Origin of the sequence: Pseudomonas sp. NPDC089918, assembly GCF_050280605.1 — a bacterium.
Lineage (GTDB): Bacteria > Pseudomonadota > Gammaproteobacteria > Pseudomonadales > Pseudomonadaceae > Aquipseudomonas.
Window position 1 is genome coordinate 84,761 of sequence record NZ_JBNNVP010000011.1, and the last position, 25,491, is coordinate 110,251.

At 58.8% G+C, this 25,491-nt stretch carries 25 protein-coding genes and 1 pseudogene; 9 read left to right on the forward strand and 17 right to left on the reverse strand.

What is annotated here, in order from left to right; genetic code table 11:
- Positions 1-86 precede the first annotated feature (86 nt).
- Together ACQKPC_RS10650 and ACQKPC_RS10655 are read right to left on the reverse strand one after the other, a co-directional pair.
- Positions 87-350, reverse strand: coding sequence for a DUF4404 family protein (locus tag ACQKPC_RS10650; RefSeq protein WP_427624503.1), 264 nt, complete (start codon positions 348-350; stop codon positions 87-89).
- 109 nt (positions 351-459) lie between these two features.
- The gene (locus ACQKPC_RS10655; RefSeq protein WP_427624504.1) at positions 460-1,080 is read right to left on the reverse strand and encodes an HAD family phosphatase; all 621 of its coding nucleotides are present in this window, start codon (positions 1,078-1,080) and stop codon (positions 460-462) included.
- Positions 1,081-1,280: 200 nt separating this feature from the next.
- Between ACQKPC_RS10655 and ACQKPC_RS10660 the strand changes: the two genes are divergently transcribed.
- Complete coding sequence (locus tag ACQKPC_RS10660; protein WP_008071107.1) at positions 1,281-1,970, forward strand: MlaA family lipoprotein; 690 nt, start codon at positions 1,281-1,283, stop codon at positions 1,968-1,970.
- 73 nt (positions 1,971-2,043) lie between these two features.
- Here ACQKPC_RS10660 and ACQKPC_RS10665 read toward each other — a convergent pair whose 3' ends face one another.
- The gene (locus ACQKPC_RS10665; RefSeq protein WP_123497823.1) at positions 2,044-2,343 is read right to left on the reverse strand and encodes a PilZ domain-containing protein; all 300 of its coding nucleotides are present in this window, start codon (positions 2,341-2,343) and stop codon (positions 2,044-2,046) included.
- A 276-nt stretch (positions 2,344-2,619) separates the two neighbouring features.
- Here ACQKPC_RS10665 and rssB point away from each other — a divergent pair, with 276 nt between their 5' ends.
- Positions 2,620-3,801 carry a two-component system response regulator RssB gene (gene rssB / locus ACQKPC_RS10670; RefSeq protein ID WP_008076016.1) on the forward strand — a complete coding sequence of 394 codons (1,182 nt, stop codon included), beginning with the start codon at positions 2,620-2,622 and terminating at the stop codon, positions 3,799-3,801.
- Entirely contained in the window at positions 3,801-4,283 is a 483-nt protein-coding gene (rssC, locus tag ACQKPC_RS10675; RefSeq protein ID WP_007897104.1) for an anti-sigma factor antagonist RssC, read from the forward strand. Before rssB ends, rssC begins: the two co-directional genes overlap by 1 nt.
- 224 nt (positions 4,284-4,507) lie before the next feature.
- Here rssC and tal read toward each other — a convergent pair whose 3' ends face one another.
- Entirely contained in the window at positions 4,508-5,434 is a 927-nt protein-coding gene (gene tal, locus ACQKPC_RS10680; protein WP_008007128.1) for a transaldolase, read from the reverse strand.
- Between the two features lie 178 nt (positions 5,435-5,612).
- Positions 5,613-6,623 carry a tRNA dihydrouridine(20/20a) synthase DusA gene (dusA, locus tag ACQKPC_RS10685; protein ID WP_427624506.1) on the reverse strand — a complete coding sequence of 337 codons (1,011 nt, stop codon included), beginning with the start codon at positions 6,621-6,623 and terminating at the stop codon, positions 5,613-5,615.
- Between the two features lie 101 nt (positions 6,624-6,724).
- Between dusA and ACQKPC_RS10690 the strand changes: the two are divergent.
- A pseudogene (locus ACQKPC_RS10690) lies at positions 6,725-6,874 on the forward strand (site-specific integrase); the annotation flags it as partial.
- Between the two features lie 120 nt (positions 6,875-6,994).
- On the opposite strand, the gene ACQKPC_RS10695 reads toward ACQKPC_RS10690, so the two are convergent.
- The 11 genes from ACQKPC_RS10695 to ACQKPC_RS10745 all read right to left on the reverse strand — a co-directional run bounded on the left by ACQKPC_RS10695 (position 6,995) and on the right by ACQKPC_RS10745 (position 17,335).
- Positions 6,995-7,786, reverse strand: coding sequence for a transporter substrate-binding domain-containing protein (locus ACQKPC_RS10695; protein ID WP_427624507.1), 792 nt, complete (start codon positions 7,784-7,786; stop codon positions 6,995-6,997).
- Positions 7,787-8,276: 490 nt separating this feature from the next.
- The gene (locus ACQKPC_RS10700; RefSeq protein ID WP_427624508.1) at positions 8,277-8,735 is read right to left on the reverse strand and encodes a hemerythrin domain-containing protein; all 459 of its coding nucleotides are present in this window, start codon (positions 8,733-8,735) and stop codon (positions 8,277-8,279) included.
- A 339-nt stretch (positions 8,736-9,074) separates the two neighbouring features.
- On the reverse strand, positions 9,075-9,344 hold the full coding sequence (locus ACQKPC_RS10705; protein ID WP_008076002.1) for a heavy-metal-associated domain-containing protein: 270 nt from the start codon (positions 9,342-9,344) through the stop codon (positions 9,075-9,077).
- Positions 9,345-9,433: 89 nt separating this feature from the next.
- Positions 9,434-11,515: a copper-transporting P-type ATPase gene (locus ACQKPC_RS10710; RefSeq protein ID WP_427624555.1), complete on the reverse strand. Its 2,082-nt coding sequence runs from the start codon at positions 11,513-11,515 to the stop codon at positions 9,434-9,436.
- Positions 11,516-11,617: 102 nt separating this feature from the next.
- Positions 11,618-11,824 carry a DUF2933 domain-containing protein gene (locus ACQKPC_RS10715; RefSeq protein ID WP_427624509.1) on the reverse strand — a complete coding sequence of 69 codons (207 nt, stop codon included), beginning with the start codon at positions 11,822-11,824 and terminating at the stop codon, positions 11,618-11,620.
- 30 nt (positions 11,825-11,854) lie between these two features.
- Positions 11,855-12,271: a hypothetical protein gene (locus ACQKPC_RS10720; protein ID WP_427624510.1), complete on the reverse strand. Its 417-nt coding sequence runs from the start codon at positions 12,269-12,271 to the stop codon at positions 11,855-11,857.
- A gap of 147 nt (positions 12,272-12,418) precedes the next feature.
- Complete coding sequence (gene copD / locus ACQKPC_RS10725) at positions 12,419-13,348, reverse strand: copper homeostasis membrane protein CopD (RefSeq protein WP_427624511.1); 930 nt, start codon at positions 13,346-13,348, stop codon at positions 12,419-12,421.
- Positions 13,349-13,351: 3 nt separating this feature from the next.
- Positions 13,352-13,735 (reverse strand): copper homeostasis periplasmic binding protein CopC, encoded by a 384-nt coding sequence (copC, locus tag ACQKPC_RS10730; RefSeq protein ID WP_427624513.1) that lies wholly within the window; start codon positions 13,733-13,735, stop codon positions 13,352-13,354.
- A 55-nt stretch (positions 13,736-13,790) separates the two neighbouring features.
- Positions 13,791-14,681: a copper resistance protein B gene (locus ACQKPC_RS10735; protein ID WP_427624515.1), complete on the reverse strand. Its 891-nt coding sequence runs from the start codon at positions 14,679-14,681 to the stop codon at positions 13,791-13,793.
- 10 nt (positions 14,682-14,691) lie between these two features.
- Positions 14,692-16,485 carry a copper resistance system multicopper oxidase gene (locus tag ACQKPC_RS10740; RefSeq protein WP_427624516.1) on the reverse strand — a complete coding sequence of 598 codons (1,794 nt, stop codon included), beginning with the start codon at positions 16,483-16,485 and terminating at the stop codon, positions 14,692-14,694.
- Between the two features lie 145 nt (positions 16,486-16,630).
- Positions 16,631-17,335, reverse strand: coding sequence for a murein L,D-transpeptidase catalytic domain family protein (locus ACQKPC_RS10745; protein WP_218399143.1), 705 nt, complete (start codon positions 17,333-17,335; stop codon positions 16,631-16,633).
- A gap of 81 nt (positions 17,336-17,416) precedes the next feature.
- Here ACQKPC_RS10745 and ACQKPC_RS10750 point away from each other — a divergent pair, with 81 nt between their 5' ends.
- On the forward strand, positions 17,417-19,168 hold the full coding sequence (locus ACQKPC_RS10750) for a L,D-transpeptidase family protein (protein WP_427624518.1): 1,752 nt from the start codon (positions 17,417-17,419) through the stop codon (positions 19,166-19,168).
- On the opposite strand, the gene ACQKPC_RS10755 is transcribed toward ACQKPC_RS10750, so the two are convergent.
- Positions 19,165-19,647, reverse strand: a complete 483-nt coding sequence (locus ACQKPC_RS10755) for a hypothetical protein (protein WP_427624520.1) — start codon at positions 19,645-19,647, stop codon at positions 19,165-19,167. The genes ACQKPC_RS10750 and ACQKPC_RS10755 overlap by 4 nt on opposite strands.
- A gap of 364 nt (positions 19,648-20,011) precedes the next feature.
- Here ACQKPC_RS10755 and ACQKPC_RS10760 point away from each other — a divergent pair, with 364 nt between their 5' ends.
- The 4 genes from ACQKPC_RS10760 (at position 20,012) to xth (ending at position 25,404) form a co-directional block, all read left to right on the forward strand.
- Entirely contained in the window at positions 20,012-21,583 is a 1,572-nt protein-coding gene (locus ACQKPC_RS10760; RefSeq protein WP_427624521.1) for a sensor domain-containing diguanylate cyclase, read from the forward strand.
- Positions 21,584-21,743: 160 nt separating this feature from the next.
- Entirely contained in the window at positions 21,744-21,878 is a 135-nt protein-coding gene (locus tag ACQKPC_RS10765; protein ID WP_427624522.1) for a hypothetical protein, read from the forward strand.
- Between the two features lie 60 nt (positions 21,879-21,938).
- Positions 21,939-24,509 carry a bifunctional diguanylate cyclase/phosphodiesterase gene (locus tag ACQKPC_RS10770; RefSeq protein ID WP_427624523.1) on the forward strand — a complete coding sequence of 857 codons (2,571 nt, stop codon included), beginning with the start codon at positions 21,939-21,941 and terminating at the stop codon, positions 24,507-24,509.
- A 100-nt stretch (positions 24,510-24,609) separates the two neighbouring features.
- The gene (gene xth / locus ACQKPC_RS10775; RefSeq protein ID WP_427624525.1) at positions 24,610-25,404 is read left to right on the forward strand and encodes an exodeoxyribonuclease III; all 795 of its coding nucleotides are present in this window, start codon (positions 24,610-24,612) and stop codon (positions 25,402-25,404) included.
- The last annotated feature ends 87 nt before the right edge of the window (positions 25,405-25,491 follow it).

Consider the following 25,491-nt stretch of genomic DNA (forward strand, 5'->3'; position numbering starts at 1 on the left):
TCGCTCCCACAGGGGATTGCATTTGCAAATCCCGGATATGAAAAAGCCCCGCTACCGATAGCAGGGCTTTTTTGTACATGGCGGGTTCAGATCCCCATGTTGCCCAGCGCTTGTACGATGTTGCGCAAGGTGCCGGCAAGGGTCGGGTGTTCGAGTTCGAAGCGCTCGACGGCCAGGTTCACATTGTCGGCGAGGTTGGTGTCCTGGGTTTTGGTTTCCAGCTCAAGTTCGAGTTCGATCTGTTGCATCAACGCGTGCAGGTCGTCGCGCTCGGCTTCGGTCAGCGGTGGATTCTGTTCCAATTGCTCGCGCAGTTTGTTGAGCTGTTCTTGCAGTTCGCGGGCAGGCATGGCGTTCTTCCTTTTATCGATAGGCACTGGCATAGACCGCAGCGGCGCGCCAAAGGTCTATGGCTGACCTGTAGATTAATCCACTCCCGGGCAAACTGCATGATCTCGATCAGGGCTTCTCACCCTTGAGCCGGCGCAGACTGATATCGGCCAGGCAGGTGTCGAGTTCGCCCAAATGATCGATCACCGAATGCACGCCCAGGCCGAACAACTGCATTGTCGCCTTGCCGCGCAGATGTTCCCGTTCCCTTTGGCTCAAGACCTGCCATTCGCTGGGGGCCAGCCCGCACAGCGAGCCGCAGGACGCCAGGCCAATGGTCCACAACCCGGCATTCAGGCCCGATTGCAGAAGACGCGGTTCACCGCTGACCAGCACGCAACCGTCCAGGCGTTCGACATTCAACGCCATCAACGCTTGCCAGCAGGCGTTCGGGGCCGGCCATGGATTGATTGTTGCCAGGTGTTGCGAAGGTTTAATCCAGTCCGGAAGTGCCGCGGCCAGAGAGTGGCTGAGGGCGGGGGGCAGTTCGTCGAGCCAGGCGCAAGGAATCTGTTGGTGCTGCAAGCTGGACAGGCTGTCCAGAGCGCCAAGCGTGACTTCGGCATGCTCGGCAGTCAGTTTGCCGGCTTGGCGAGTACGTGCGCCGAAATCCACCAGGCATCCGCTGAGGCCGAACAGTACAGCGGTCAGGCTGGGGGCGACGAGAGGTGTGTTTTCGGCGCGTGGCATATCAACATCCTTGAAATAGTAACAAGGCTATTCGTGGACGGTGACAGTTGAGTGACACTGATGTGAATCGCTTCCAGCCAGGAGAATCATCCGGAGGCCATCGCGCACGATGCTGCCTAAACCGGGTTTTCCGTCATATACTAGCGGCCTTTGCGCCTGGGCCAAGCCCCCGCGCCAGTACGAATCCAAGGAGTTTCTCTATGCGCTGGAGCAATCAGCTCGCTCAGCTTTGTATGTGTGCCAGTGTATTGCTGGTTCCGTTCGCGGCCCAGGCGGCCACGGAAGAAGACCCTTGGGAAAGCATTAACCGCCCGATCTACAAGTTCAACGATTTCGTTGACACTTATGCACTGAAGCCATTGGCTCAGGGCTATCAATTCGTCACGCCGCAGTTTCTGGAAGATGGCATCCACAATATGTTTCGCAACGTCGGCGACGTGACCAATCTCGCCAACGACGTGTTGCAAGCCAAGCCCGCTGCGGCAGGCGTCGACACCGCGCGTTTGATCTTCAACACCACCTTCGGCCTGTTGGGCTTCTTCGACGTGGGCACCCAAATGGGCCTGCATCGCAATGATGAAGACTTTGGCCAGACCCTCGGTTACTGGGGCGTGGGCAGCGGTCCGTACCTGATGTTGCCGCTCATGGGGCCAAGCACCTTGCGTGATGCGCCTTCCAAGTATGTCGACGGCTATACCGGCCCGTACCGCTACATCCACGACGTGCCGGTGCGTAATTCAATCTTCGGCCTGAACATCGTCGACACCCGCGCCAATCTGCTGTCGGCCGAAAAACTGGTCAGCGGCGACAAATACACCTTTATTCGCAATGCATACCTGCAAAACCGCGAATTCAAAGTCAAGGACGGCCAGGTCGAAGACGATTTTTAATCTCGACCGGTAAAAACGAAGAAGGCGGCCATTTGGCCGCCTTCTTTCGTTTGGCTTGCGGGTAAATTCGGGGCTATTTCATTTTCAGGATTGTAAGCCCGAGTTTCTGATTGGAACCGTCCTGTGTTTTCACCCACACCACTTCGGTATCGGCCTCAAGGCCTTTGAGCGCTGCATGATCGGAATCAATCCGCACGCTGAGATGGTCACCGACCTTGAATAAGCGGGGCGCCTCAACTTGCATACCGCTGCTGGAAAGGTCGATGCAGACGGCTGGCACCTCGTCGCCTTCATGAATCAGCGCCACATCGGCATCGACCCGCATGCGGATGAAATCGCGCTTTTCGCTGTAGTCCCGATCAGTTTGGCTCATGGGCTTGATCCTTCCTTTGGGTTACGGTTTTGCCTGTTCTTATAACTCCCGGTGATTTGACAAGTAAAGACGTCAAGCGACCATCGGCGTGAGCTTGAAACGCCTCGCGGATGGGAGTACCGTCTGCGCCTTAGAAGGGCACCTTTGGTGTACCTGTAAGTAGGGCTAACGCTCGAAAACGGTGCGGCAGAGAGGCTAGAAAGCGAATCCAGTAGTGTGTGCGGGGGCCAATGCCCAGCCTGCTACGCCAACCTAATTCTGGCGCCGTTTGCCCACATGCCAAAAACCAGTGCCACGCTGCTGATAATCGATGATGACGAAGTAGTGCGCGCGAGCCTCGCGGCCTACTTGGAAGACAGTGGTTTCAGTGTCCTGCAGGCCAGCAACGGCCAGCAGGGTCTTCAGGTATTCGAGCAAGACAAGCCCGACTTGGTCATCTGCGATCTGCGCATGCCGCAGATGGGCGGACTCGAACTCATTCGCCAGGTCACTGAGCTGTCGCCGCAGACCCCGGTGATCGTGGTGTCGGGCGCGGGCGTGATGAACGACGCGGTCGAGGCCCTGCGCCTGGGCGCGGCGGACTATCTGATCAAGCCTCTTGAAGATCTGGCCGTGCTCGAGCACTCCGTGCGCCGGGCCCTGGATCGTGCGCGCCTGCTGCTGGAAAACCAGCGCTATCGCGAGAAGCTGGAAAAGGCCAACCGCGAGCTCGAAGCCAGCCTGAACCTGCTCCAGGAAGACCAGAACGCCGGTCGCCAGGTGCAGATGAACATGCTGCCGGTCAGCCCCTGGAGCATCAACGAGTTCCAGTTCGCGCACCAGATCATTCCGTCGTTGTACTTGTCGGGCGATTTCGTCGACTACTTTCGGGTCGATGAGCGTCGGGTAGCGTTTTACCTGGCGGACGTTTCCGGCCATGGCGCCTCTTCAGCCTTCGTTACCGTGCTGCTGAAGTTCATGACCACGCGCTTGCTGTTCGAATCCAAGCGCAACGGCACATTGCCAGAGTTCAAGCCTTCAGAGGTTCTTGGTCATATCAACCGGGGCCTGATCAGTTGTAAGCTGGGTAAACACGTCACAATGGTCGGTGGAGTCATCGACGAGGAGACCGGTTTGTTGACCTATAGCATCGGCGGTCATCTGCCGTTGCCTGTGTTGTACACGCCAGACAGTGTTCGTTACCTGGAAGGGCGCGGTCTGCCGGTGGGCCTCTTCAATGAAGCCACCTACGAAGACCACGTACTGGAATTGCCGCCAGTGTTCAGCCTGACGCTGATGTCTGATGGCATTTTGGACCTTTTGCCAGAACCCACACTCAAAGATAAAGAAGCTGCTTTGCCTCAACGGGTGAAGGCAGCGGGCGGCAGCCTGGATGGTCTGCGCCAGGTTTTTGGATTGGCCACGCTAGGGGAGATGCCGGATGATATCGCCCTGTTGGTGTTGAGCAGGAATCTTTAATGAGTACCGGTAGAATCCAGTTCGCCGAGCAGGATGGCACCTTCGTCCTGAAGTTCGTCGGTGAAGTTCGCCTGACCCTGTGTTCGGCGTTGGATGCGACTATTGAGCGGATCTTCACCGCGTTGAATTTCAACGCCATCGTGATCGATCTGACCGAAACCCGCAGCATCGACAGCACCACCCTGGGCCTGCTGGCCAAACTGTCGATCCTGTCGCGGCAAAAGGTCGGCCTGCTGCCGACCGTCGTCACCACCCACGAAGACATCACCCGTCTGCTGCAGTCCATGGGCTTCGAGCAAGTGTTCAACATCGTTGATCGCCCAATCCCATGCCCTGAATGCCTGACCGACCTGCCAGACCAGGATCAGTCCGAAGAAGTGGTGCGGGTCAAAGTCCTCGAAGCGCACAAAATCCTCATGGGCCTGAACGACTCCAACCGTGAGGCGTTCCATGACCTGGTGAATGCGCTGGAGCGGCACTGATCCTTTGAAGTGATGGAGGGGCGCTCTGGCCCCATCGCGAGCAGGCTCGCTTCCACAGCGATCTCAGCCATACCATAAACCCGTGGGAGCGGGCTTGCCCGCGAAGGCGTCCGCACACCCACCACGGCCACCAGCGCGAAGCCAACCTAATCCTCACTACCAAACGCGCACAAAAAAGGGCGAACCCGCTAAGGTTCGCCCTTTTTGCACAGCTTCGAACTAGATCACAGCTTGGCCTGCAACAACGCCTCAAGCTTCTCCTGATCCCGAGCAAACTGACGAATCCCCTCAGCCAGCTTCTCGGTCGCCATCGCATCCTCATTGGACAACCAACGGAACTGCGCTTCATTCAGGCTCAGACGCGCCTCACCAGCATGCCCCGGCGCCAATTTGCGCTCCAGCTTGCCAGTATCAGCCGCCAGCTTCTCCAGCAGATCCGGGCTGATGGTCAACCGATCACAACCGGCCAACTGCTCGATCTGATTCAGATTACGGAAGCTCGCACCCATCACCACAGTCTTGTAGTCATTGGCCTTGTAGTAGTTGTAGATACGCGTCACCGACTGCACGCCCGGATCATCCGCGCCGGTGTAGTCGTTGCCAGTGGCTTTCTTGTACCAGTCGTAGATACGGCCAACGAACGGCGAAATCAGGAACACCCCAGCGTCAGCACAAGCCGCAGCCTGAGCGAAAGAGAACAGCAAGGTCAGGTTGGTCTGAATGCCTTCCTTTTCCAGCTTCTCGGCAGCGCGGATACCTTCCCAGGTCGAAGCGATCTTGATCAGCACACGGTCACGGCCAACGCCGGCCTTGTCGTACAGGTCGATCAGACGGTGCGCACGCTTCAATACGGCGTCAGTGTCGAACGACAGGCGCGCATCCACTTCAGTGGAAATACGGCCCGGTACAACCTTCAGAATCTCTTGCCCTACCGCAACGCCAAAACGGTCACTGGCCAGGCCCACATCGCCCTTGCAGTCATGAACGCAAGCGTTCAGCAACTCGGCATAAGCGGGAATGGCCGCCGCTTTGAGCAGCAGGGAAGGGTTGGTGGTAGCGTCCACCGGTTTAACGCGAGCGATTGCTTCGAAGTCGCCGGTGTCGGCAACCACGGTGGTCATTTGTTTGAGTTGTTCCAGCTTGGAAGTCATAAGCGTGCTCTGTCCTATGGGTCTAATGACATTACCCGAGCGCTTGCAGCCACTCAAGGGCGCGTACGTGTATCGATAGCCCCAGCGGCAACAACCTGAAAACGGATGTTTGAAAGGCGGGGCGTGGTATCGGTAGATACGATGCTGAAATAGGGGACAGGTTCAACGCAGGTGACGGTTAACGCCCCTCCAACAACTCCGCCGCCTGATCCAGCAACGCCAAAGGCTCTTTGGCCTTATGAATATCCACCGACAACAGCTGCCGAAACTTCCGCGCCCCCGGAAACCCGGTGCCCAGCCCCAGCACATGCCGGGTGATGTGGTGCATTGACCCACCCGCCAGCAGATGCTCGGCGATATAAGGCCGCAACTGCGCCAGCGCCTCGGCCCGGCTGATCACCGGCGCCTTGCTGCCGAATAGCTGTTGATCCACCTCAGCCATCACATAAGGATTGTGATACGCCTCACGGCCCAGCATCACGCCGTCAAACGTCTGCAAATGCTCGTGACAGGCCTCCAGCGTCTTGATCCCGCCGTTGAGAATAATCTCCAGCTCCGGAAAATCCGTCTTCAACCGCGCCGCCACGTCATAGCGCAGAGGTGGAATGTCACGGTTCTCCTTCGGCGACAGCCCCTCCAGAATCGCAATCCGCGCATGCACGGTAAAACTCGTGCACCCGGCATCCCGAACCGTACCGACGAAATCACACAACTCCTCGTAACTGTCCCGCCCATTAATCCCGATCCGATGCTTCACCGTCACTGGAATCGACACCGCATCACGCATCGCCTTCACACAATCGGCCACTAACTGCGGATGCCCCATCAGGCACGCGCCGATCATATTGTTCTGCACCCGATCACTTGGGCAGCCGACGTTTAGGTTTACCTCGTCGTAGCCATGGTCCTGGGCCATGCGTGCGCAGGCTGCCAGGTCCAGCGGGACACTGCCGCCGAGTTGCAGGGCGAGCGGATGTTCGGCTTCGTTGTGACGCAGGAAGCGGTCGTGATCGCCGTTGAGGAGCGCGCCGGTGGTGACCATTTCGGTGTAGAGGAGGGCGTGCTTGGAGAGCAGGCGCAGGAAGAAGCGGCAGTGGCGATCGGTCCAATCCATCATGGGGGCGACGCTAAAGCGTCTAGACACTGTAGAGCTTGAGTTTACTGGGTATGTAGCTGAATTCTTTGACATTTTGCTCTACGTGTTTAAAGCCGGTTTTCGGGGGTAAATGGGCGTTTTTTGGAGGGGCGTTGGTACGTACCACCCTCTTTTAGCAATTGTACCAGTTGACCATGGCCACGATCAGAGCAGGAAAACGCATCGACGGCAGCACCAGTTACACGGCACAGATACGCCTGTTTCGCGATGGTGCGCAAGTTTACCAAGAGAGCCAGACCTTCGCCCGAAAAGAGGCTGCCAGGGCCTGGGTTCTAAATCGCGAGTAAATAAATCAGTCCCGCCGTTGCGTGATCTGCCTGATGCATCGCGAGTTCTGATTTTGCGACTGCTGCGCAGCCGGACGCAGGCTTCGCCAGCTGCTACATGGAATGTGTCGCGGCGAGCTATTTAGCCTCTGGCACCGCTATCCACTGACCCAGAATTTTCTGGTAATTACCCGTCACCTTGGCCAAGTGCAGCCACTGATCGACATACAACTTCCAACTAATGTCATCGCGCGGCAGCAGATAAGCCTTCTCCCCATACTGCATAAATTGCGTCGGGTTGACCGCGCAAAGGCCCGGTTTAAGTTTCTGTTGATACAGCGCTTCCGAAGCATCGGTAATCATCACGTCAGCCTTCTTATCCAGCAACTCCTGGAAGATGGTCACGTTGTCGTGAAGCCGCAGCTGCGCCTTGGGCAGGAAGGCATGGACGAAGGCTTCGTTGGTGCCGCCGGCCGGTTCGACCAGGCGAACGGAAGGTTGGTTGATTTGTTCGATGGTCTGGTATTGCGCCTGGTTTTCGCAGCGCACCAGTGGGATTTTGCCGTCGACATCCAGCGTGGTGCTGAAGAAGGCTTTTTTCTGGCGTTCCAGCGTGACGGAGATGCCGCCGACGCCAATGTCGCATTTGCCCGCGAGCATGTCGGGCATCAGGGTTTTCCAGGTGGTCTGGACCCACTCGACCTTCACGCCCAGGCTGTCGGCCAACGAGCGGGCCATGGCGATGTCGATCCCCGAGTATTCGCCGTCTTCACCTTTGAAGGTATAGGGTTTGTAGTCGCCCGTCGTGCAAACGCGCAGTTGGCCTTGTTGCAGGACGGTGTCGAGATGGGAAGGGGTTTGCTCTGCCTGAACGCCGCTGGCTAGCGCGAGCAGGCCACAGAGCATCATGGTGCTTTTTATGGTTTTCATTATTATCGGGCTTTTGTGATGGAGTGGGGTTCAAGCGGGAGTCAGTGTAGTGAAAGCGCTTCTCGGCTGTCATCTACTGTCCCAATACCCCATTCACTCCAGCGCATGGTACGTGTCAGGCAAGGCCCGACACGTATCCCTTCACATTAGTTGTTTATCCACAAGCCAAGGACTTCGAATGCTTAAGATGCGCTTCAATCGAGTTGCTGGCAGAGTGGACTCTTACTCCCTTGAGTTTATCGAGTGGCGGCTCTTTCCAACGCTTTGATGCGTCGATGGGAAGGATGACCTGTATAACAGTTCCTTGGGGCGGATCAGCAACAAAATCGAAGTCTTGAATGCCGTCAGGCGGGAACTGAATATAAACCCGTGGTTCCAGTCTCGGGTTTGTCCATCCAGCAGAACCCATCAGACCAATTGCCGATATATGTAGCTGTGGTGGGTTTTATTTAAGTAATTTTAACTCGGTGTCCACCACTTTCATTACTTCTTAATGCCATTGACGCTTGATTTCCTGCCACTGGTTGTCTGACAGCCACTTATCTGCCACCGGAAAGAAAATATTTTCCTCAGCGTCCATATGATCGTAATATTTTTTGATGAAATCATCGATAGTGTCAGCAATGACTCTCGTTTCCTGAGTTGTGTCCTCCAACATCTTCAGCTGTCCGGCAATGCGCCCAAATGCCTGATGATCTCGCTCTATATCCTTGACCCGTTGGTGGATCGGTGCCTCAGTCGTTAGCAAGGCCAGCCGAATAAGTTCTTCATTTTCATGGTGGTGTCGCTCTGCATCACCATGCAAGGCTTCCAGCATCTTGAACAACAGCTTGCAGTCATCAGCACCATCGGATTCATGCCTTATTTTCCTCAGCAACTCTTTGATCTGAGTAATTTTCATAGCCACTTCATGATGATAGGCCTGAAGTTCTTTTAATAAGACGTTCATATTAAATCCTCGTTATGACCAAACCATCACGGGTTCCTGCACCTTTAAATTTCAATACCTTGTCAAACACACTCGCCAGTACTATTTAACCTTTTTAGTATAGGTGAGCACAAAGCACTCACCTCAGGAAATTTGCCGCCCTTGGAAAAAATTGAAATATCAAGTTTATGTTTATATGCACTATTTGATCTGCCGAATATCCGTCAGCGAGAACGGAAGGAAAAAGCAGCGCCCAGAATCGACGCGATCCACTTCTTGACTGTCATCCATCACAATAAAGAGGTCGCAGCGGCCGCACACTGGATGATGATGCCACGACTTCCTCCGATGGCCCGGGCTTCAACGACAGCAACAACCGGCCCCACCGCACCCGGACGTTTTCCTGACCTGCTCGTGACTGTCTGCGGCCAACAGGCTTGCCGGATAACCAGCCTCCGTCAGCGCAGAAATCAGGGTGTTGCTTTGTATATCGCCCGTCACCTTGACCCGGCCATGGGCCAGATCGACCGTCACCTCGCCAACTCCCGCCAGCGGTTGCAGCGCCGCGTTGACGTGTTTGACGCAGCTGCTGCAACTCATGCCTTCGACGTGCAACTCAATACTGTTCATGGATAAACCTCTTTGGTGGCGGCGCCCATCAGCGCTTGAAGTCATCGTTGACCTTGTCACGATGGCAAGGTCAAGCGCTTGTTTCGTGCTCAGTCAATCGAGGCCTGGCGCAGGCGCAAGGCGTTAAACACCACTGAGGCAGAGCTCACGCTCATGGCCAGTGCAGCCACCAACGGGGACAACAGATGCCCGGTCAACGGGTAGAACAACCCGGCGGCGAGGGGGATGCCCATGGCGTTGTAGGCCAGGGCAAAGGCCAGGTTCTGGTGCATGTTGCGTACGGTTGCCACCGAGAGGCTGCGGGCATGCAGAATGCCGAGCAGGTCGCCCTTGACCAAGGTCACCTGAGCGCTGTTCATGGCAACATCGGTGCCGGTGCCCATGGCGATACCGACGTCGGCACGGGCCAGGGCCGGGGCGTCGTTGATGCCGTCGCCGGCCATTGCCACACGGTGCCCGCGTTCCTGCAATCCGGCGACCAAGCGTTCCTTGTCCTGTGGTTTGACCTCGCCGTGGACTTCTTCGATGCCCAGTTGGCGGGCGACGGCGCGGGCGGTGGTGAGGCCGTCCCCGGTCGCCATAATCACCCGCACGCCATCGGCCTGCAGGCGTTCGACGGCGAGCCGGGTGGTGGGTTTGATCGGGTCGGCGACGGCGAGTAGCCCCGCGAGCACGTCATCCACGGCCAGGTACATGATGCTGGTTCCGTCGCTGCGCAGCTGCTCGGCGTGGGGCTGCAGGGCTTCGATGGCGACGCCGGCTTCAGCCATCAGGGCGGTGTTGCCCAGTTGAACACGGTGCCCGTCGACTTGTCCGCGCACGCCGATCCCTGACGCCGATTCGAACGTCTGCGCTGTGCTCAATACCAGTCCGTTGGCGCGAGCGCGCTCGACGATGGCGTGGGCCAACGGGTGCTCACTGCCCTGGTCGAGACTGGCGGCCAGGCGCAGCACTTCGTCAGCACTGTAGCCAGGCGCAGGTTCGACGCTGTGGAACGCCGGGCGACCTTCGGTAAGAGTGCCGGTTTTGTCCACGATCAGGATGTCGACCTTGCGCAGGTTCTCGATCGCCGCCGCATCCCGGAAGAGCACGCCGCTGCCGGCAGCCTTGCCGGTGGCGACCATCACCGACATGGGTGTGGCCAGGCCCAGAGCGCACGGGCAGGCGATGATCAGCACGGCCACCGCATTGATGAGGCCGAACACCCAGCTCGGTTGCGGTCCCCACAGCCCCCAGCCGACAAAGGTCAGAACGGCGATGGCGATCACTACCATGACGAAGTAGCCGGCAATCACGTCTGCCAGGCGTTGCATCGGTGCCTTGGAGCGTTGTGCCTGAACCACCATCTGCACAATTTGCGCGAGCACGGTCGCTGAACCTACTTTTTGCGCCTGCATCACCAGGCTGCCGTGGGTATTGAGGGTGGCGCCGATCAGTCCGTCACCAGGGCGTTTCATCACGGGGAGCGGCTCGCCTGTGAGCATGGACTCGTCCACCGCGCTTTCACCCTGCAGCACCACACCGTCGACCGGGACTTTCTCGCCGGGGCGCACACGCAAGGTGTCGCCGCTGTGCACATGGCTCAGGGCAATGTCCGCTTCGCTGCCATCGGCGTTGATCCGGAGCGCGGTCTTGGGCGCCAGGCCAAGCAGCGATTTGATCGCGGCAGAGGTTTGTGAGCGCGCCTTGAGTTCGAGCATTTGTCCGAGCAGTGTCAAGGAGATGATCACCGCCGCCGCTTCGTAGTACACGCCAACCCGGCCATCCATCATGAAGGTGGCTGGAAACAGGCCGGGTGCCAGCGTGGTGGCAAGGCTGTAGAGGAAGGCTGCGGCGGTGCCGAGGCCGATCAGCGTCCACATGTTGGGGCTGAGCTGGATGATCGAGCGCACGCCGCGCACATAGAACGGCCAGCCGGCCCACAGCACGACAGGCGCGGCGAGCACCAATTCGACCCCGTTCTGTGTGGCACCGTGAAACAGATTCAAGCCATGACCACCCATGGCCAGTGCAGTCACTGCCAGAGTCAGCGGCAGGGTCCACCAGAAGCGCCGGGAAAAGTCCTCGAGCTCAGGATTGCTTGCTTCCTCCAGTTCGGGCAATACCGGTTCCAGGGTCATGCCGCACTTGGGGCATGTACCCGGGCCGCGCTGGCGGATTTCCGGGTGCATGGGGCAGGTGTACTCTTTTTCGGTCGCCGCCGACTCCGGTGCCTGCTCCGTCTGAGCAGGTGACTTGAGGTCATCCGGATGTCCGTTATGGCGATGCATGGGTCAGCGCCTGCCGCCGTGGTGATGGCCAAACAGGTGCATCAACGGGCACAGCAACAGAATCAGGTAGGGCAGAATCGGGGAGATATGGCCGTAATGCTCGCGGGCCAGGTAAAACAGGCCGATTACTAGCAGCATGCCCAGCGCGATGCCGGGTTTACTGCGCCAGAAGGAGGAGGCTGGAGGCGGCGAGGGTGGTGAGTGGTTCATGTGGCGAGCTCCATTCCGACGAAGTGAGATTTATTGGCCCATCGGCATCTTCATCATGCTGGATTGCTGATCCATCATTTTCATCATCATGTCCATCATCGCTGTGCCCGAGCCGTCCTTGCTGCCGGACATGCCCTTGCCCATCCCCATCCCCATGCCTGTGCAATGGTCGTGCATCATGCCCATGCTGTTTTTCATCGTGGTCATGGCTTCCTGCATTGCCGCCTGGCGTTCGGCCGGGGTTTTGGCGGCGATCATTTTGTCGTGGGCCGCCTGCATTTTCTGCATCTGTTCGCTCATGGCCTTGTCTTGCATGGGCATGGCTGGGGTGGTGGTAGTTGCCATCGGTGCTGCTGGCGGCTGGTCGGGGTGATGTTCGTCGACTGCCAGGGCCATCAACGGGCTGCAGACGATCAGAGCGGCGAGCGATTTAATGTAGGCGTGCATGGCAATCTCCAGAGAGTAAGGGCTGATCAGCCGCCGCCAGATGGCCGCTGATCAGAACATGTCGTATTTCCCCATCAAGGGCATGAGCCTGAAATTACGCCATGGCCGCAGCGTGTTATTGATCCATATCAAACGATCTCTTCAGGCTTATTGCGCTGCCATTTCCATCTCCGGGCTCAACGTTCCGAGCCAGGCCACCAACCCCACGATCACCACAGCAGCCACCCATTCCACCAGCACGCTGCGCCGCAACGCATTAGCGGCGACGGCGTATTGCCCGTCCCGCAACGATCGCTCCAATAACGGCCCAAGGTGAAACCGGTTCAACGCGGCGAGCACGAGCATTCCTGCAAACAGCACCACTTTGATGAACAGCAAAACCCCGTAAGTACTGAGAAATACCTCGTCCAGTTTCGGCCCGACAATGAACAGATAATTCACAACCCCTGTCACCGTAATGACCACCACGATGGCCGCGCCAATCACCTCAAATCGATTAACGGCGCGGGCCAGCAACCTGATGCGCGCTTCAGTGTGCAGGGCGTTGATTCTTGCCATCAGCGCAAACGCCATCAATGCGCCAAGCCAGGCCCCTGCCGTCAGCAGGTGCAGAATGTCCACCGTGAAATGCCAGAAACGACGACTGCCTTCATCCATAGCGCCATGCCCGTTCCAGGCCAGGCTGGAAAGGGCAACACCGCCGGCAAAAGCTGCAACCCATAAACTGAAACCAGGTGCACGGAGCATCACCACTAAACCTGCGATGACCAGCGCAACAATGCGAACCCCCCAAGCCAGCCCGACATTCGTCTCGAACAGCATCATCTCGATGTGCGGACGCAGCTCGGCGAAGTCCGATTCCCCGCTCATGGCACTCGCCATCATCACCATGCTCGCGACGGACAACACCACCCCCAGCACTGCCGTCCCCGCCAACATCGGCCGAAACGGCAACACCGCTCCCGACAGCCGCTCCTGTCCTTTAAGGCTGTACAGCCCAAAGAGCGCCACCCCAAACAACAGCATCAAATCCACATACAACGCAAAGCGCAGGGCAATGCTGACCGAGTCGCTCATCAATCACTTCACTTTGAACGTAACGTTGCCGGTGATCGGGTGAGTGTCCGAAGACACGGCGCGCCATTCGACTTTGTAGCTGCCGGTGGGCAGTGGCGAGAGCGGGGTGATGACCATGGTTTTCGGGTCGCTGCCGCCGGAGACTTTGGCCTTCATGGGCATGGGCGAGTGGGCCATGCCGGGCATTTCGGTCATGATCAGTTTGGCGCCGGAGAACTGGGTCACGAGGTTTTCGGAGAAGTGCAGTTCGATCTTGCTCGGCGCCGCGCCTTCCGCGCTTTCGGCCGGGGTAGAGGAGAGCAGTTTCGGGTGGGCTTGAGCCAGTGCGCTCATGAGCAGCCCGGTTGAAAGTGCGATGGCAACAGCGGTGGTTTTGATTGTGCGCATGCAAGGCCTCTTACCGCTTTAAGCGGTTGGTTTTTAGGTTTTTGAGTTAAAGCGTTTAGAACCACAACCGAACGCCGAGCACGAGGCGGGCTTCGCTGCGGTCCTCGCCTTCGTCCTTGGCGTAGTCGGCGGTTTTGCCGTAGGTGCGGTTCCAGGTCACCCCGATGTAAGGCGCGAATTCCCGGCGGATTTCATAGCGCAGCCGCAGGCCGGCTTCGGTGTTGGAGAGCCCGGAGCCGATGCCCCGTTGCGGGTCGTTTTTGCCGTAGACGTTGAGCTCGGCGGTCGGCTGCAAAATCAGTCGGTTGGTGAGCAGGATGTCGTAGTCGCCCTCCAGCCGTGCGGCGGTCTGGCCACCTTCGCCGATGAAGGCCGTGGCCTCGGTTTCGAAGTTGTACAACGCCATGCCTTGCACGCCGAACGCGGCCCAGGTTTGCGGATCGCCGGGTTTGAAATCCTGGCGCACGCCGGTCACCACGTCCCACCAGGGGGAGATGGCGTGGCCCCAGAGAGCCTGGACTTCCGCGTCTTCGGTTTTGCCATTGACGCGTTCGCCTTCGGAGCGCAGCCACAGGCGATCGATGTCGCCGCCGATCCAGCCGGACAGATCCCACGCCAATGCGCTGCCGTCGTCGGCGTCCTGCCATTCGAGTTTGTCGGCGAGCAAGTAATAGTTGAGCGCGGTGTCATGCACGGCGTGGCCGGCGGGGCTGGCGTAGACGGCGGCGCGGTCGGCGTCGGTCAATACCGGGATCGGCGTGCGGCTTTGGGTCGGCGCGGCGGGCTGCATCTGGCCGTTGTCCATGCTCTGCATTTGGCTGTGATCCATGCCCGGCATCTGGCTATGGTCCATGCCCTGCATATCGTCGGTAGCGGCCATGGCCGAAGAAGCCGTGAAGCCAGCGAGTGCCAAAGCGAGGCGGGTAGAGCGAATCAGTCTGGTCATGGGTAGCGCCTCATTCTTCCACGCGAACTTCACGGAACATGCCCATTTCCATGTGATACAGGAGATGGCAGTGATAGGCCCAGCGACCGAGCGCGTCGGCGGTGACCCGGTAGCTGCGCTTTGATCCCGGCGGCATGTCGATAGTGTGCTTGCGCACCATGAACTGGCCGTTCTCGTCTTCGAGGTCGCTCCACATGCCGTGCAGGTGAATGGGGTGAGTCATCATCGTGTCGTTCACCAGCACCACACGAATTCGCTCGCCGTACTTGAGTCGCAGCGGTTCGGCGTCGGAGAATTTCACGCCGTTGAACGACCAGGCGAACTTCTCCATGTGGCCGGTGAGGTGCAGCTCGATGGTGCGACCGGGCTCGCGGCCATCCGGGTCTTCGAAGGTGCTGCGCAGGTCGGAGTAGGTCAGCACGCGGCGACCGTTGTCGCGTAGGCCCAGGCCCGGGTCGTCAAGTTTCGGCGAGGTGCTCATGGCTTGCATGTCCACCAGCGGGTTGTCTTTTTCCGTGTCTGGGTGGGATTGCATACCGGCCATGCCGCCCATGGCCATGCTGCTGTGATCCATGCCGGCCATGTTGTCCATGCCCTGCATGTCACCGCCATCCATGCCCGTCATGCCTTGCATGGTGCTGTGGTCCATACCCGCCATATCGCCGCCCATGCTGCCGTGATCCATCCCGCCCATGCCCATGTCATCCATGGTCACCAGCGGTCGCGGATCCAGCGGAGGCACTGGCGCCGACAAGCCGGCCTTCACCGCAAGGGTGCCTCGTGCAAAACCCGTTCGATCCATCGACTGGGCGAACAGGGTGTAGGCGTCCTGGGTCGGCTCGACGATCACATCGAACGTCTCCGCCACCGCGATGCGGAATTCGTCGACGCTCACTGGTTTGACGTGTTGGCCATCCGCGGCGACCACGGTCATTTTCAGGCCGGGGATGCGCACGTCGAAGTAGGTCATCGACGAGCCGTTGATGAAGCGCAGTCGCAGCTTTTCGCCGGGGCGGAACACGCCAGTCCAGTTCATGTTCGGCGCCTGGCCGTTCATCAAGTAGGTGTACGTGGCGCCGCTGACGTCGGCCAGATCGGTGGGGTTCATCTTCATCTCGGCCCACATCTTGCGATCGGCAACTGTCGAGCCCCAGCCTTTCTCGCTGACGTCGTGGATGAAATCGCCCACGGTGCGCTTGTGGTAGTTGTAATAGTCGGATTGTTTCTTGAGTTTGCTCATCAGGCCGACCGCGTCTTCATCGGTCCAGTCGGTCAGCATCACCACGTAATCGCGGTCGTACTGGAAAGGCTCCGGTTCCCTGGCGTCGATCACCAATGGCCCGTAAACCCCGGACTGTTCCTGAAAGCCGGAATGGCTGTGATACCAGTAAGTACCGTTCTGCCGGACCTTGAATTGGTAGACGTACATGCCATCCGGTTCTATCCCGTGAAAGCTCAACCCCGGCACGCCGTCCATGTTGGCGGGCAGCAGAATGCCGTGCCAGTGAATCGAGGTGCTGTCCTTGAGTTTGTTTTTTACCCGCAGTGTGACGGTGTCGCCTTCACGCCAGCGCAGCAGAGGGCCGGGAATGCCGCCGTTGATGGTCATCGCGGTTCGAGGGTTGCCGGTGATGTTGACCGGGGTTTCGCCGATGTACAGGTCGAACTCGGTACCGGCCAGCACGTTCGGTTCGCCGGGGCTGCTGACCGCCCAGACCGGCGTGCGCCACAGCCCGAGGCCCGCGAGGGCTCCACCCGCGGCCAGGCCCTTCACGAAAGTGCGTCTTGAGGTGTTGGAATGCATGCCGTTTTTCCCGTACGTCAACCTGGTGAAGCCCTCAAGTCCATCCTGAGCGGAGGGAGGAGAACTTAATGAGGTGAAGGCTAACGGGCGGCGCCTTTCAGCAGACTGAGGCCAAGATTACATTTCTGACAGTTTCACTCTGCGTTTAGTGACTTCTGTTCGGCTTGGACGAGTCTGCCACGGTCGCGTTACCGCAATTGATATACGAAGAAGACTTCAACCAGCGCTGATCCGGATAGTAAGAAAACAGCAACTGCCCGTCCTTCATCGAGTCGATCAGCTGATGCGCAATCGCAGGCCTAACAGCCGGGCAACCCAGGCTTCTGCCGATTCGGCCATTCGCCCGCGCCAGGTCAGGACTGACATACGGCGCACCATGAATAACGATCGCCCGCTCGAAAGCGTTGTCGTTGAAACCCGGCTCCAGACCTTCCATGCGCAATGAATAACCGTTCTGCCCGACATAGCTGGACTGAGTTCGGTACAAACCCAGACTGGTGGCGAAGCTGGCATTGCGGTTGGAGAACTGACGGGCCATGTTTTCGCCGCTGTTGCGACCGTGGGCGACCAGTTCGTGGAACAACAACTTGCGTTGTTTAAGGTCGAATACCCAAAGGCGTTGCGCGGTCGAGGGCAGGGAATAATCGATGACTGCTAGTCTTTGCACCGGGGCCGCGCTTTGGGCCCGGCTGCATTGGGAAGCGCGTACGGCCAGGGCAATCACCTTGGCGTTGGCATTGGGGGCCGCTTTGATCAGCGCGGCTTCAAGCGAATCGGCGTAGGCTGCCGGTAATGTAAACGCGGTCAGCAACAGGGCCGTCATTAAAAAGCCGAAGCGGTCTAGGGCCATATGCAAGTCTCATCTGATTGTTTCGAGTCTAGCAGCGCGCACGACGCTAGCCGGTTGAAAACGGGAGATTAAGGATTATCCATGGGGCAGTTAACAAGGTTATTCGTCATAAGCCGCATATTTTTTATGGGCTTTCTGATAAGCGGCATGGCAATTGCGGAAACTTCGCCGATTGAGCCGCCATCTCCCGTTAGCGTCGTCGCGGATGCCGCGCCTGGGGATTATGTCGCCCAGGCGATTCAGGCGGCGCTGGCGCCATTGAGTTCGGCGTTTCCCCCGTTGCTCACGTCACCGGGCCATCAACGGGTCGACGTCAATCGAGCGGTGATGGACTTTTATAGCCATCGTGGCTATCGCGCCGCCTGGACGGACGATGAAGATGTCGTCCAGTTATTGAAAAGCCTGAGCGACACCGGGGTCGATGGCCTGGACCCCGAGGATTTTCGAATTGCCGAACTGGTCACGGCCAGAAACTCGATGCAGAAAACAGCGCCAACCCCCGGGCAACGGGCGGCTTTTGATATCTCGGCGACCCAGACGTTTATCACGGCGCTGCTGCAGTTGCGGCGCGGCAAGGTCGACCCTTCGCGGCTGGACATCCATTGGAATTTCGACCCGGTCGGCATCGACCCTCGGGAGGACGTCAACCTTTTCTTCGCCGCCCTCGACAGCCATGACGTCGCGCGCGCGTTCGCCCAGGCGCCGCCACAAGAAGCGATTTATGGCACGTTGCGACAGGGCCTGGCGCAATTGCGCAGGGTTCGCGACAGTGGCGGCTGGCCAAAGGTCCCGGGAGGGCAGACCCTCAGGCCCGGCATGGACGACGCCTCGGTTGCGCAATTGCGCGCCCGTTTGGTGGCAGGTGGTTATCTAACCGCGAAAATGAACGCGCGCTCCGACTACGACGACACCGTCATGGCGGCGGTGAAGAAGTATCAGGCCGAGCAATACCTCGGGGCGGATGGTGTGGCGGGGCCGGCGACACTCGCGGCGCTGAACGTGCCGGTCGAGGCGCGAATCGATCAGGTCCGCGTGAACATGGAGCGGGCGCGGTGGCTGCTGTACAAACTGCAGGGTACTTTTGTCATCGTCGACATCGCCGGGTACAAGGTTTCGTTCTATCGCGATGGCAAGCTGATATGGCGCTCCCGGGTGCAGGTCGGTAAACCGTATCGCAGCACACCGATTTTTCAATCCGAGATCACTTACATCACGTTCAACCCGACCTGGACCGTGCCGCCGACCATACTGGTCAAGGACATGCTGCCGAAGATTCGCAACAATCCCGGTTATCTTGATGCAAACCGGATCCGCGTGATCGATCGAGAAGGCAACGTGCTCGACCCGTCGACCGTCGATTGGGACAACCCGCGCGGCCTAACGCTGCGTCAGGATGCAGGGTCGGATAACTCGCTGGGGCAGGTGGTCATTCGCTTTCCCAATGACTATGCGATTTACCTGCACGACACCCCGCATCGCGAGTTGTTTGCGCAATCCAATCGCGCGACCAGTTCTGGCTGTATTCGGGTGGAAAACCCGCTGCAATTGGTGGAGCTGTTGTTCAACGACCCGGTTCGCTGGGGCAGCGAAGGGATTCAAAAGCAGTTAGCCAACGGCAAGACAGAGAACATCAGGCTCCCCGTGAAAGTGCCGGTGCTGTTGGCCTACTGGACGGTGGACCTGAGTCTTGATGGGCGAGTGACGTTCAAACCCGATGTGTATGGGTACGATAACCCGGTGTTGCGGGCGCTGAATCTGCCTTCGGAACGGCCAACGCTGGACGGGAGGCGAGCGGCGCCTCCCTCGATGGCGGTGGGGCAGAACGAGCTTTAAAGCCCCAGCCCTTCTTGCACCGCCAGAAGCAGGTTGTGTTCCGTCAGTGCGATCGCATCCGGTTGTTGTCCGGACTGTTCGATCGCCTGAAGCCACCAATGCGTCTTGCCGTGTTCATCCACGGTTCGCAACAGGGCGAGTTCCTTGTCTGTCGAGTGGATTTCGACTCGCCCGGCACCGTCGGTGGTGAAGCGGGCGACAGGGTCGAAGGTGATGCTGTGGTGGTTACCGTCGATCAGCAGTTGGTCGATGGCGTAGTCGTAGGTCGCACCGTCCGGGGCACTCTCGAACACGTGCGTGGAGTTGCGTCGCAGCTTCAGGCCCACTTCGATCAGTGGCTGCAGCCAGGCTTCAATCTGGTGATACAGCTCATAGACCTGGGCGGGCCAGCTGTCGATGGCCTGATCGGCGATGGTCGCGTCGGCACTGGTTTGCCGGGATTGTTTCAGCTTCTCGGCGAGCTCGTCTGCTTTACTCATTTCGATTTCCTGTCGTGATGTCAGTTAATCGTAGCTCCTTCAAGGTCATGCGGTTTTGCCTTGCGTCATGCGATTGAAACACCCGCGGTCCTTAGGGATAAATGCCAGTCAGTCAAACGGTAATGCGATCCTGTAGCAGCTGCCGAGCTTGCGAGGCTGCTACAAAAAAGTGCGTCGCGGCTAATTGCTTAACTAAAGCTGTCGCGGGTGAAGGCGCTGATTACCCCTCGGCTCGTATTTCACTCGTCGGGAAGTCGATCTCTGTAGATCTGGCGCATTTACCCCGCACAACCCCGTAGACTAAGCTCACAAAAAATAAGGGTTTTGGGCCTTCGCCCATGCCTTACCCTTTCAGGACTCGCTTTTGCCTATCCCCATTCCCGATCCGCACCACGCGCCCGATGGTGCCTTGAGGCGGTTGCCCCTGCTCAAAGCCGCGGTGCTGTTTATTGCGGCGGTGTGCCTTTGTCTTTGTGGGCTGCTTTATCTGCAACTGGAGCAGTCGCGCCGTCACGATCTGGCGTTGGCCGAGGTGTCTTCGTCGAACCTGACGCGGGCCATGGCGCAACAGGCCGAAGACACGTTCATGAAAGCCGATCTGGTGCTGACCAGTCTGGTGGACTGGATTCAGGCTGAAGGTTTCGACGCTGTCCAGACGCCACGCTTGCAGAAAACCTTCGCCCGGCGGGTGCAGGCGCTGCATCAGTTGCACGGGATATTTCTGTTCGACAAGCAGGGGCAACGGGTCGTGACGTCGTTCGAAAACCTGTCCCGCGGCCCAGGTGTGGCGGACCGCGAATACTACAGGTTTCACCAGCAGAACATATCGTCCCTGGCACACATCGGCCCGGCGATTCGCAGTCGGGAGAGTGGCGAATGGATCATTCCGGTGTCCAGACGGATAAACGACCAGGACGGCAATTTCCAGGGGGTGTTGCTGGCCGGGATCAAGATGTCGTACTTCGACCAGTTCTTCAAAAGCTTCAGCCTCGATAACAACGGCGCGATGTTTTTGGCGTTGACCGATGGAACACTGCTGGCGCGACGGCCGTTTGTGGATTCGCAGATCGGCACGTCATTGGCTCAGGGGGAGATTTTTCAAAAACTTCTGCCCAGCGCGACATCCGGCAACGCCATGATCGACTCGGTGGTGGATGGCATCGTTCGGTTGTATGGCTACCGACAACTCGATACCTATCCGGTGGTGGTCGCGGCGGCATCTTCCAAAGACGCGATCCTCAAGGACTGGTATGACACGGCGATTCAATCCAGTGTGATCGTCGCTCTGGTCGTCCTTGGCGTGGGGTTGTTCGGTTGGGTGTTCATTCATCAGGTGCGCGCGGGCGAGCGCATCGAGGCGGATTTGCGCGAGGCGCAGAAAACCCTGGAATTGATCGCCACCCACGACAGCCTGACCGGGTTGGCCAACCGTCGATTGTTCGAGCGGGCGCTGGAGATCGAGTTCGGGCGCGGTGCCCGGCGGTCGAGCCCGCTGAGCCTGATCATGCTCGATATCGATTACTTCAAACGCTATAACGACACCTACGGTCATGTGGCGGGGGACCATTGCCTGGCCGAAGTGGCGCGGGCACTGAAGAGTTGCTGTCACCGCAACGCCGATCTGGCGGTGCGCTACGGCGGCGAAGAGTTTGCAGTGTTGCTGCCGGACACCGACATCCATGGTGCGCTGACGATCGCCGAGCAGATCCGTCGCAGCGTCATGGACAAGAACATCATCCACAGCGGCTCACCCACGGGCTACGTCACGGTCAGCCTTGGCTGTTATTCGTTTGTGCCGACAGGGCACGACAGCGCCGAGATGTTGATCAAGCGCGCGGATGCGGCGCTGTACCAGGCCAAGCATTCGGGGCGAAATCGTTCGGCGGTGTTGTCGATGGAAGGGGGCGTCGAGGCACTGATGCGCTCGGACCGCTAATGCTAGTCAGTTAAGTGCAATCCATGTGGGAGCGGCGGTGCGGCGATCCGACTTGCTCGCGAAGTCGGCGGCACAGTCAACATTGATGTCGCCTGACACACCGCCTTCGCGAGCAAGCCCGCTCCTACAGGTTTCGCATTGGTCGTCATGGATTGCTTTTATGCGTCGAACTGCCCGTCCCGCCGCCAGCGCCACCGGTGCCACCACCGGCAGACCCCGTACCGCTGACTTGCGTTATTCAGGGGCGGTGACCGGGCAGGGCTGCTATGGTCAGTGGAGAGCCTGGCTGCCATGACGACAGACCAGACCCCGCCGGCCTCACCCGATAAGGCGATCGATTGACAGGAACAAGTGCATGGATTTGACTGCCGTTACCACCGCTGCACCTGCGCGTCATACACCGATTACCCGTAACCTGATGTTCGTCATCGGCCTGCTGTTTGTGGTTGGGGTGCTGATTGCACTGATCGCCTTGTTCAGTATTGCCGGACGGCTCGATGCTCAGGATCTGAGCAAAACCACGTTCTACACGCAACGCGCACTTGAGAACCGCATCACCGCCTCGAAAAACTACATCGCCAGCTACGCCAACTGGACGACCGCCTACGATCACCTGAACGGCGAGGTCGATGTGCAGTGGGCCTACGTCGATCAGAACGTGGGTAAAACTCTGTTTACCATCGATCACTACGACGCGGTTTTCGTAATCGGTGGTCAGCGAACCAAATACGCCACGGTGCGCGGGCTGCTGGTTCAGGATCAGGCGACAGCCTATCTGTCGACCTCGATGGCGACGCTTGTAGACGAGGTTCAAAGTCAGGAAAGCCTCATCGAGCCCGTCAGCCGGTACACCTTGTTCGAAGGCAAACCGGCGCTGTTGACGGCGGCCGCGATCGTGCCCAATGACGAACGCCCTGCGGTCGATCCCAAGAGCACCTCAGTGCTTATATACGTCGACCAGTTGAACCCTGAAAAGCTCGCTACCTTGAGCGCCGATTACGGTTTGCATGACTTGAGCCTGACGGCCGACGACGTCATTGTTCCCGGTCAACCAGCCGTCGCTCTGACCGGCACCGGTTACAGCCTGGTCTCCCGGCTTGAGCAGCCGGGTCACCAATTGCTTTGGTCGTTGCTGCCGCCACTGGGCGGGGCGCTGTTGATTCTGGCGTTATTGACGGCTTACTTCTTTCGTTATGTCCTGCGCACGTCGGGGCATGTGGATGCGAGTTACACCAGCCTCGATTTGTCGAATCAGGCGCTTGAGGCCAGTGAAGAACGCTTTCGTGCGGTGGCCGAAGCCGCGTCCGACTGGATCTGGGAAACCGACGACCAGCATTGCATCACTTATCTGTCGGGGCGCTTCAGCACCGTCACCGGGTTCTCGGATCAGCAATGGCTGGGGCAGAACATCGGGCAACTGCTCAATTGCGAAACCACGCCCTTGTCGCTGTGGCTGAACAAACTTGATGAAGAACAAGCCGTCAGCCACTTGCGCTGTTCCTACCGTGATCAATCGGCGCAACAACGGGTCTGCCGGGTGTCGGCGCGACCGATCCAGCGCAAGGGCGCGCTATTGGGTTTTCGCGGGACGGCCAGCGACATCACTGATGAAGTCGCCGCCCATGCGCAGATCCAGCATCTATCGATGCACGACGCACTGACGGGCTTGCCGAACCGCAACAAACTGGCGCGCTACCTCGAAGATGCGCTGGCCCTGAAAGAGCAATCGACGGCGTTGACGTTGTTGATGATCGACCTGGATAACTTCAAGCCGATCAACGATTCCCTCGGCCACCCGGCGGGCGATGCGGTATTGCTGGAAGTGGCGATCCGTTTGCGCGAATGCACGCGGGATATCGATCTGGTTGCGCGATTGGGGGGCGACGAGTTCGTGCTGGTGCTCCACGGCATGGACAGCCACGCGGAAATCGACCGCTTTTGCGAGCGCTTGCTCGACAGCCTGCATCAACCGATTCATTACGATCACCACACGCTGCACATCGGTGCGAGCATCGGTATCGCCCTGAGTCGGCGCCAGGGGCATCTTCCGGAAGAGCTGATTCGCTGTGCCGATATCGCGTTGTATCAGGCCAAATCCAATGGCAAGAAGACCTGGTGCTACTTTGCGCCGCACATGAACGATCAGATCCAGCACCGCCGGCAACTGGAAAGCGACCTGCGTCAGGCGATCAAGAACAACGAATTCGTGATGCATTACCAGCCGCGTTATCACGTCGATGGCAAGCAGATCGTCTCGGTCGAAGCGTTGTTGCGCTGGCAGCATCCGGTGCAAGGCTTGTTGAACCCCGACGCGTTTATTCCATTGGCCGAGCAGACCGATCTGATCGTGCCATTAGGGCGCTGGGTGTTGCGCGAGGCGTGCGAGACGGCCTTGACCTGGCCTGGTGCGATGATGGTCTCGGTCAACCTGTCGCCGGTGCAATTTGCCCGTAGCGATGTGATCGAGGACGTCCGGGAGGCGTTGATCCAGAGCCGATTGCCCGCCAGTCGACTGGAACTGGAGATCACGGAAAATGTGATGCTCATTGATGTCGACGGCGCTCTGGCGACCATGAATGCGCTCAAGGAGTTGGGCGTACGGCTGAACATGGACGATTTCGGCACCGGTTATTCTTCGCTGGGTTACTTGCGCACGTATCCGTTTGACGGGATCAAGATCGACAAGCGCTTCATCGCGTCCATGAGCAACGGCAGCAATGATCGCGCCGTGGTGCAGGCGATCATCAACCTGGGCAAGGCCATGGGCCTGACCGTGACTGCCGAAGGTGTCGAGACGCTGGAGCAACTGGACTTTCTGATTTCGGACCAGTGCCATGAAGTGCAGGGGTTCTACCTCAGTCGGCCGGTGGACAGATATGCACTGCTGCCGTTGCTCAAGGCATCATGGGAAGATCACCCGCTGTAAGTCTCGCGCCTTTAGTCGCCTGTTTCGTTCGCCGCGGCAACTGCCGTGGCGCATCCCGGTCACAACTGGATACCGCCCCATCCGTTGCGAGCGTCGGATCATGAAGAACCTGAAAATCGCCACCTTCAACGTCAACGGCATGCGCGCCCGCTTGCCGAATCTGCTGGCCTGGCTTGCGCGAGAACAGCCAGACATCGCCTGCTTGCAGGAACTCAAATCGGTCGACGGCGCATTCCCCGTCGCGGAGCTGGAGGCAGCCGGGTATGGCGCCGTCTGGCACGGCCAGGTGTCGTGGAACGGGGTGGCGATTCTGGCGCGCGATGCGCAGCCGTTGGAGAGCCGGCGCGGTTTGCCAGGTGATGACAGCGATACCCATAGCCGCTACGTGGAAGCCGCCGTGCATGGGGTTCTGGTGGGATGTCTGTACCTGCCCAACGGCAACCCGCAGCCGGGGCCGAAGTTCGATTACAAGCTGGCGTGGTTCGAGCGGCTGATCTCGCACGCCAAGGAGTTGCAGAGCAGCGACCATCCTGTGGTGCTGGCCGGTGATTACAACGTGGTGCCCACCGATCTGGACATCTACAACCCGCGCTCCTGGCTCAAAGATGCGCTGCTGCAACCCGAGAGTCGCGTGTGTTATCAGCGGTTGCTGGATCAGGGTTGGACCGATTCCCTGCGTCATCTGTATCCAGAGGAGCGGATCTACACCTTCTGGGATTATTTCCGGCAGCACTGGCAGAAGAACTCGGGGTTGCGCATCGATCATCTGCTGCTCAACCCGGCACTGAGTCCTTACCTGCAGGAGGCGGGCGTCGATGCCTGGGTTCGCAACGAACCTCATGCCAGCGATCATGCACCGACATGGATTCGAGTGGGTTCGCGCAAGCGGCGATAGGTCTGGCACGTGCGGCGATTGGCTAAATCAATTGTCAGTCCGACCGTGTTATCCCTTATACATGGCGCCCATCGGTGGAGCGATCCG

Bases quoted from the DNA above. Each gene is read 5' to 3' on its own strand.
- ACQKPC_RS10650 (WP_427624503.1), bottom strand. From the start codon at position 350: ATGCCTGCCCGCGAACTGCAAGAACAGCTCAACAAACTGCGCGAGCAA.
- ACQKPC_RS10655 (WP_427624504.1), bottom strand. From the start codon at position 1,080: ATGCCACGCGCCGAAAACACACCTCTCGTCGCCCCCAGCCTGACCGCT.
- ACQKPC_RS10660 (WP_008071107.1), top strand. From the start codon at position 1,281: ATGCGCTGGAGCAATCAGCTCGCTCAGCTTTGTATGTGTGCCAGTGTA.
- ACQKPC_RS10665 (WP_123497823.1), bottom strand. From the start codon at position 2,343: ATGAGCCAAACTGATCGGGACTACAGCGAAAAGCGCGATTTCATCCGC.
- rssB (WP_008076016.1), top strand. From the start codon at position 2,620: ATGCCAAAAACCAGTGCCACGCTGCTGATAATCGATGATGACGAAGTA.
- rssC (WP_007897104.1), top strand. From the start codon at position 3,801: ATGAGTACCGGTAGAATCCAGTTCGCCGAGCAGGATGGCACCTTCGTC.
- tal (WP_008007128.1), bottom strand. From the start codon at position 5,434: ATGACTTCCAAGCTGGAACAACTCAAACAAATGACCACCGTGGTTGCC.
- dusA (WP_427624506.1), bottom strand. From the start codon at position 6,623: ATGTCAAAGAATTCAGCTACATACCCAGTAAACTCAAGCTCTACAGTG.
- ACQKPC_RS10695 (WP_427624507.1), bottom strand. From the start codon at position 7,786: ATGAAAACCATAAAAAGCACCATGATGCTCTGTGGCCTGCTCGCGCTA.
- ACQKPC_RS10700 (WP_427624508.1), bottom strand. From the start codon at position 8,735: ATGAACGTCTTATTAAAAGAACTTCAGGCCTATCATCATGAAGTGGCT.
- ACQKPC_RS10705 (WP_008076002.1), bottom strand. From the start codon at position 9,344: ATGAACAGTATTGAGTTGCACGTCGAAGGCATGAGTTGCAGCAGCTGC.
- ACQKPC_RS10710 (WP_427624555.1), bottom strand. From the start codon at position 11,515: ATGCACCCGGAAATCCGCCAGCGCGGCCCGGGTACATGCCCCAAGTGC.
- ACQKPC_RS10715 (WP_427624509.1), bottom strand. From the start codon at position 11,824: ATGAACCACTCACCACCCTCGCCGCCTCCAGCCTCCTCCTTCTGGCGC.
- ACQKPC_RS10720 (WP_427624510.1), bottom strand. From the start codon at position 12,271: ATGCACGCCTACATTAAATCGCTCGCCGCTCTGATCGTCTGCAGCCCG.
- copD (WP_427624511.1), bottom strand. From the start codon at position 13,348: ATGAGCGACTCGGTCAGCATTGCCCTGCGCTTTGCGTTGTATGTGGAT.
- copC (WP_427624513.1), bottom strand. From the start codon at position 13,735: ATGCGCACAATCAAAACCACCGCTGTTGCCATCGCACTTTCAACCGGG.
- ACQKPC_RS10735 (WP_427624515.1), bottom strand. From the start codon at position 14,681: ATGACCAGACTGATTCGCTCTACCCGCCTCGCTTTGGCACTCGCTGGC.
- ACQKPC_RS10740 (WP_427624516.1), bottom strand. From the start codon at position 16,485: ATGCATTCCAACACCTCAAGACGCACTTTCGTGAAGGGCCTGGCCGCG.
- ACQKPC_RS10745 (WP_218399143.1), bottom strand. From the start codon at position 17,335: ATGGCCCTAGACCGCTTCGGCTTTTTAATGACGGCCCTGTTGCTGACC.
- ACQKPC_RS10750 (WP_427624518.1), top strand. From the start codon at position 17,417: ATGGGGCAGTTAACAAGGTTATTCGTCATAAGCCGCATATTTTTTATG.
- ACQKPC_RS10755 (WP_427624520.1), bottom strand. From the start codon at position 19,647: ATGAGTAAAGCAGACGAGCTCGCCGAGAAGCTGAAACAATCCCGGCAA.
- ACQKPC_RS10765 (WP_427624522.1), top strand. From the start codon at position 21,744: ATGCGTCGAACTGCCCGTCCCGCCGCCAGCGCCACCGGTGCCACCACC.
- ACQKPC_RS10770 (WP_427624523.1), top strand. From the start codon at position 21,939: ATGGATTTGACTGCCGTTACCACCGCTGCACCTGCGCGTCATACACCG.
- xth (WP_427624525.1), top strand. From the start codon at position 24,610: ATGAAGAACCTGAAAATCGCCACCTTCAACGTCAACGGCATGCGCGCC.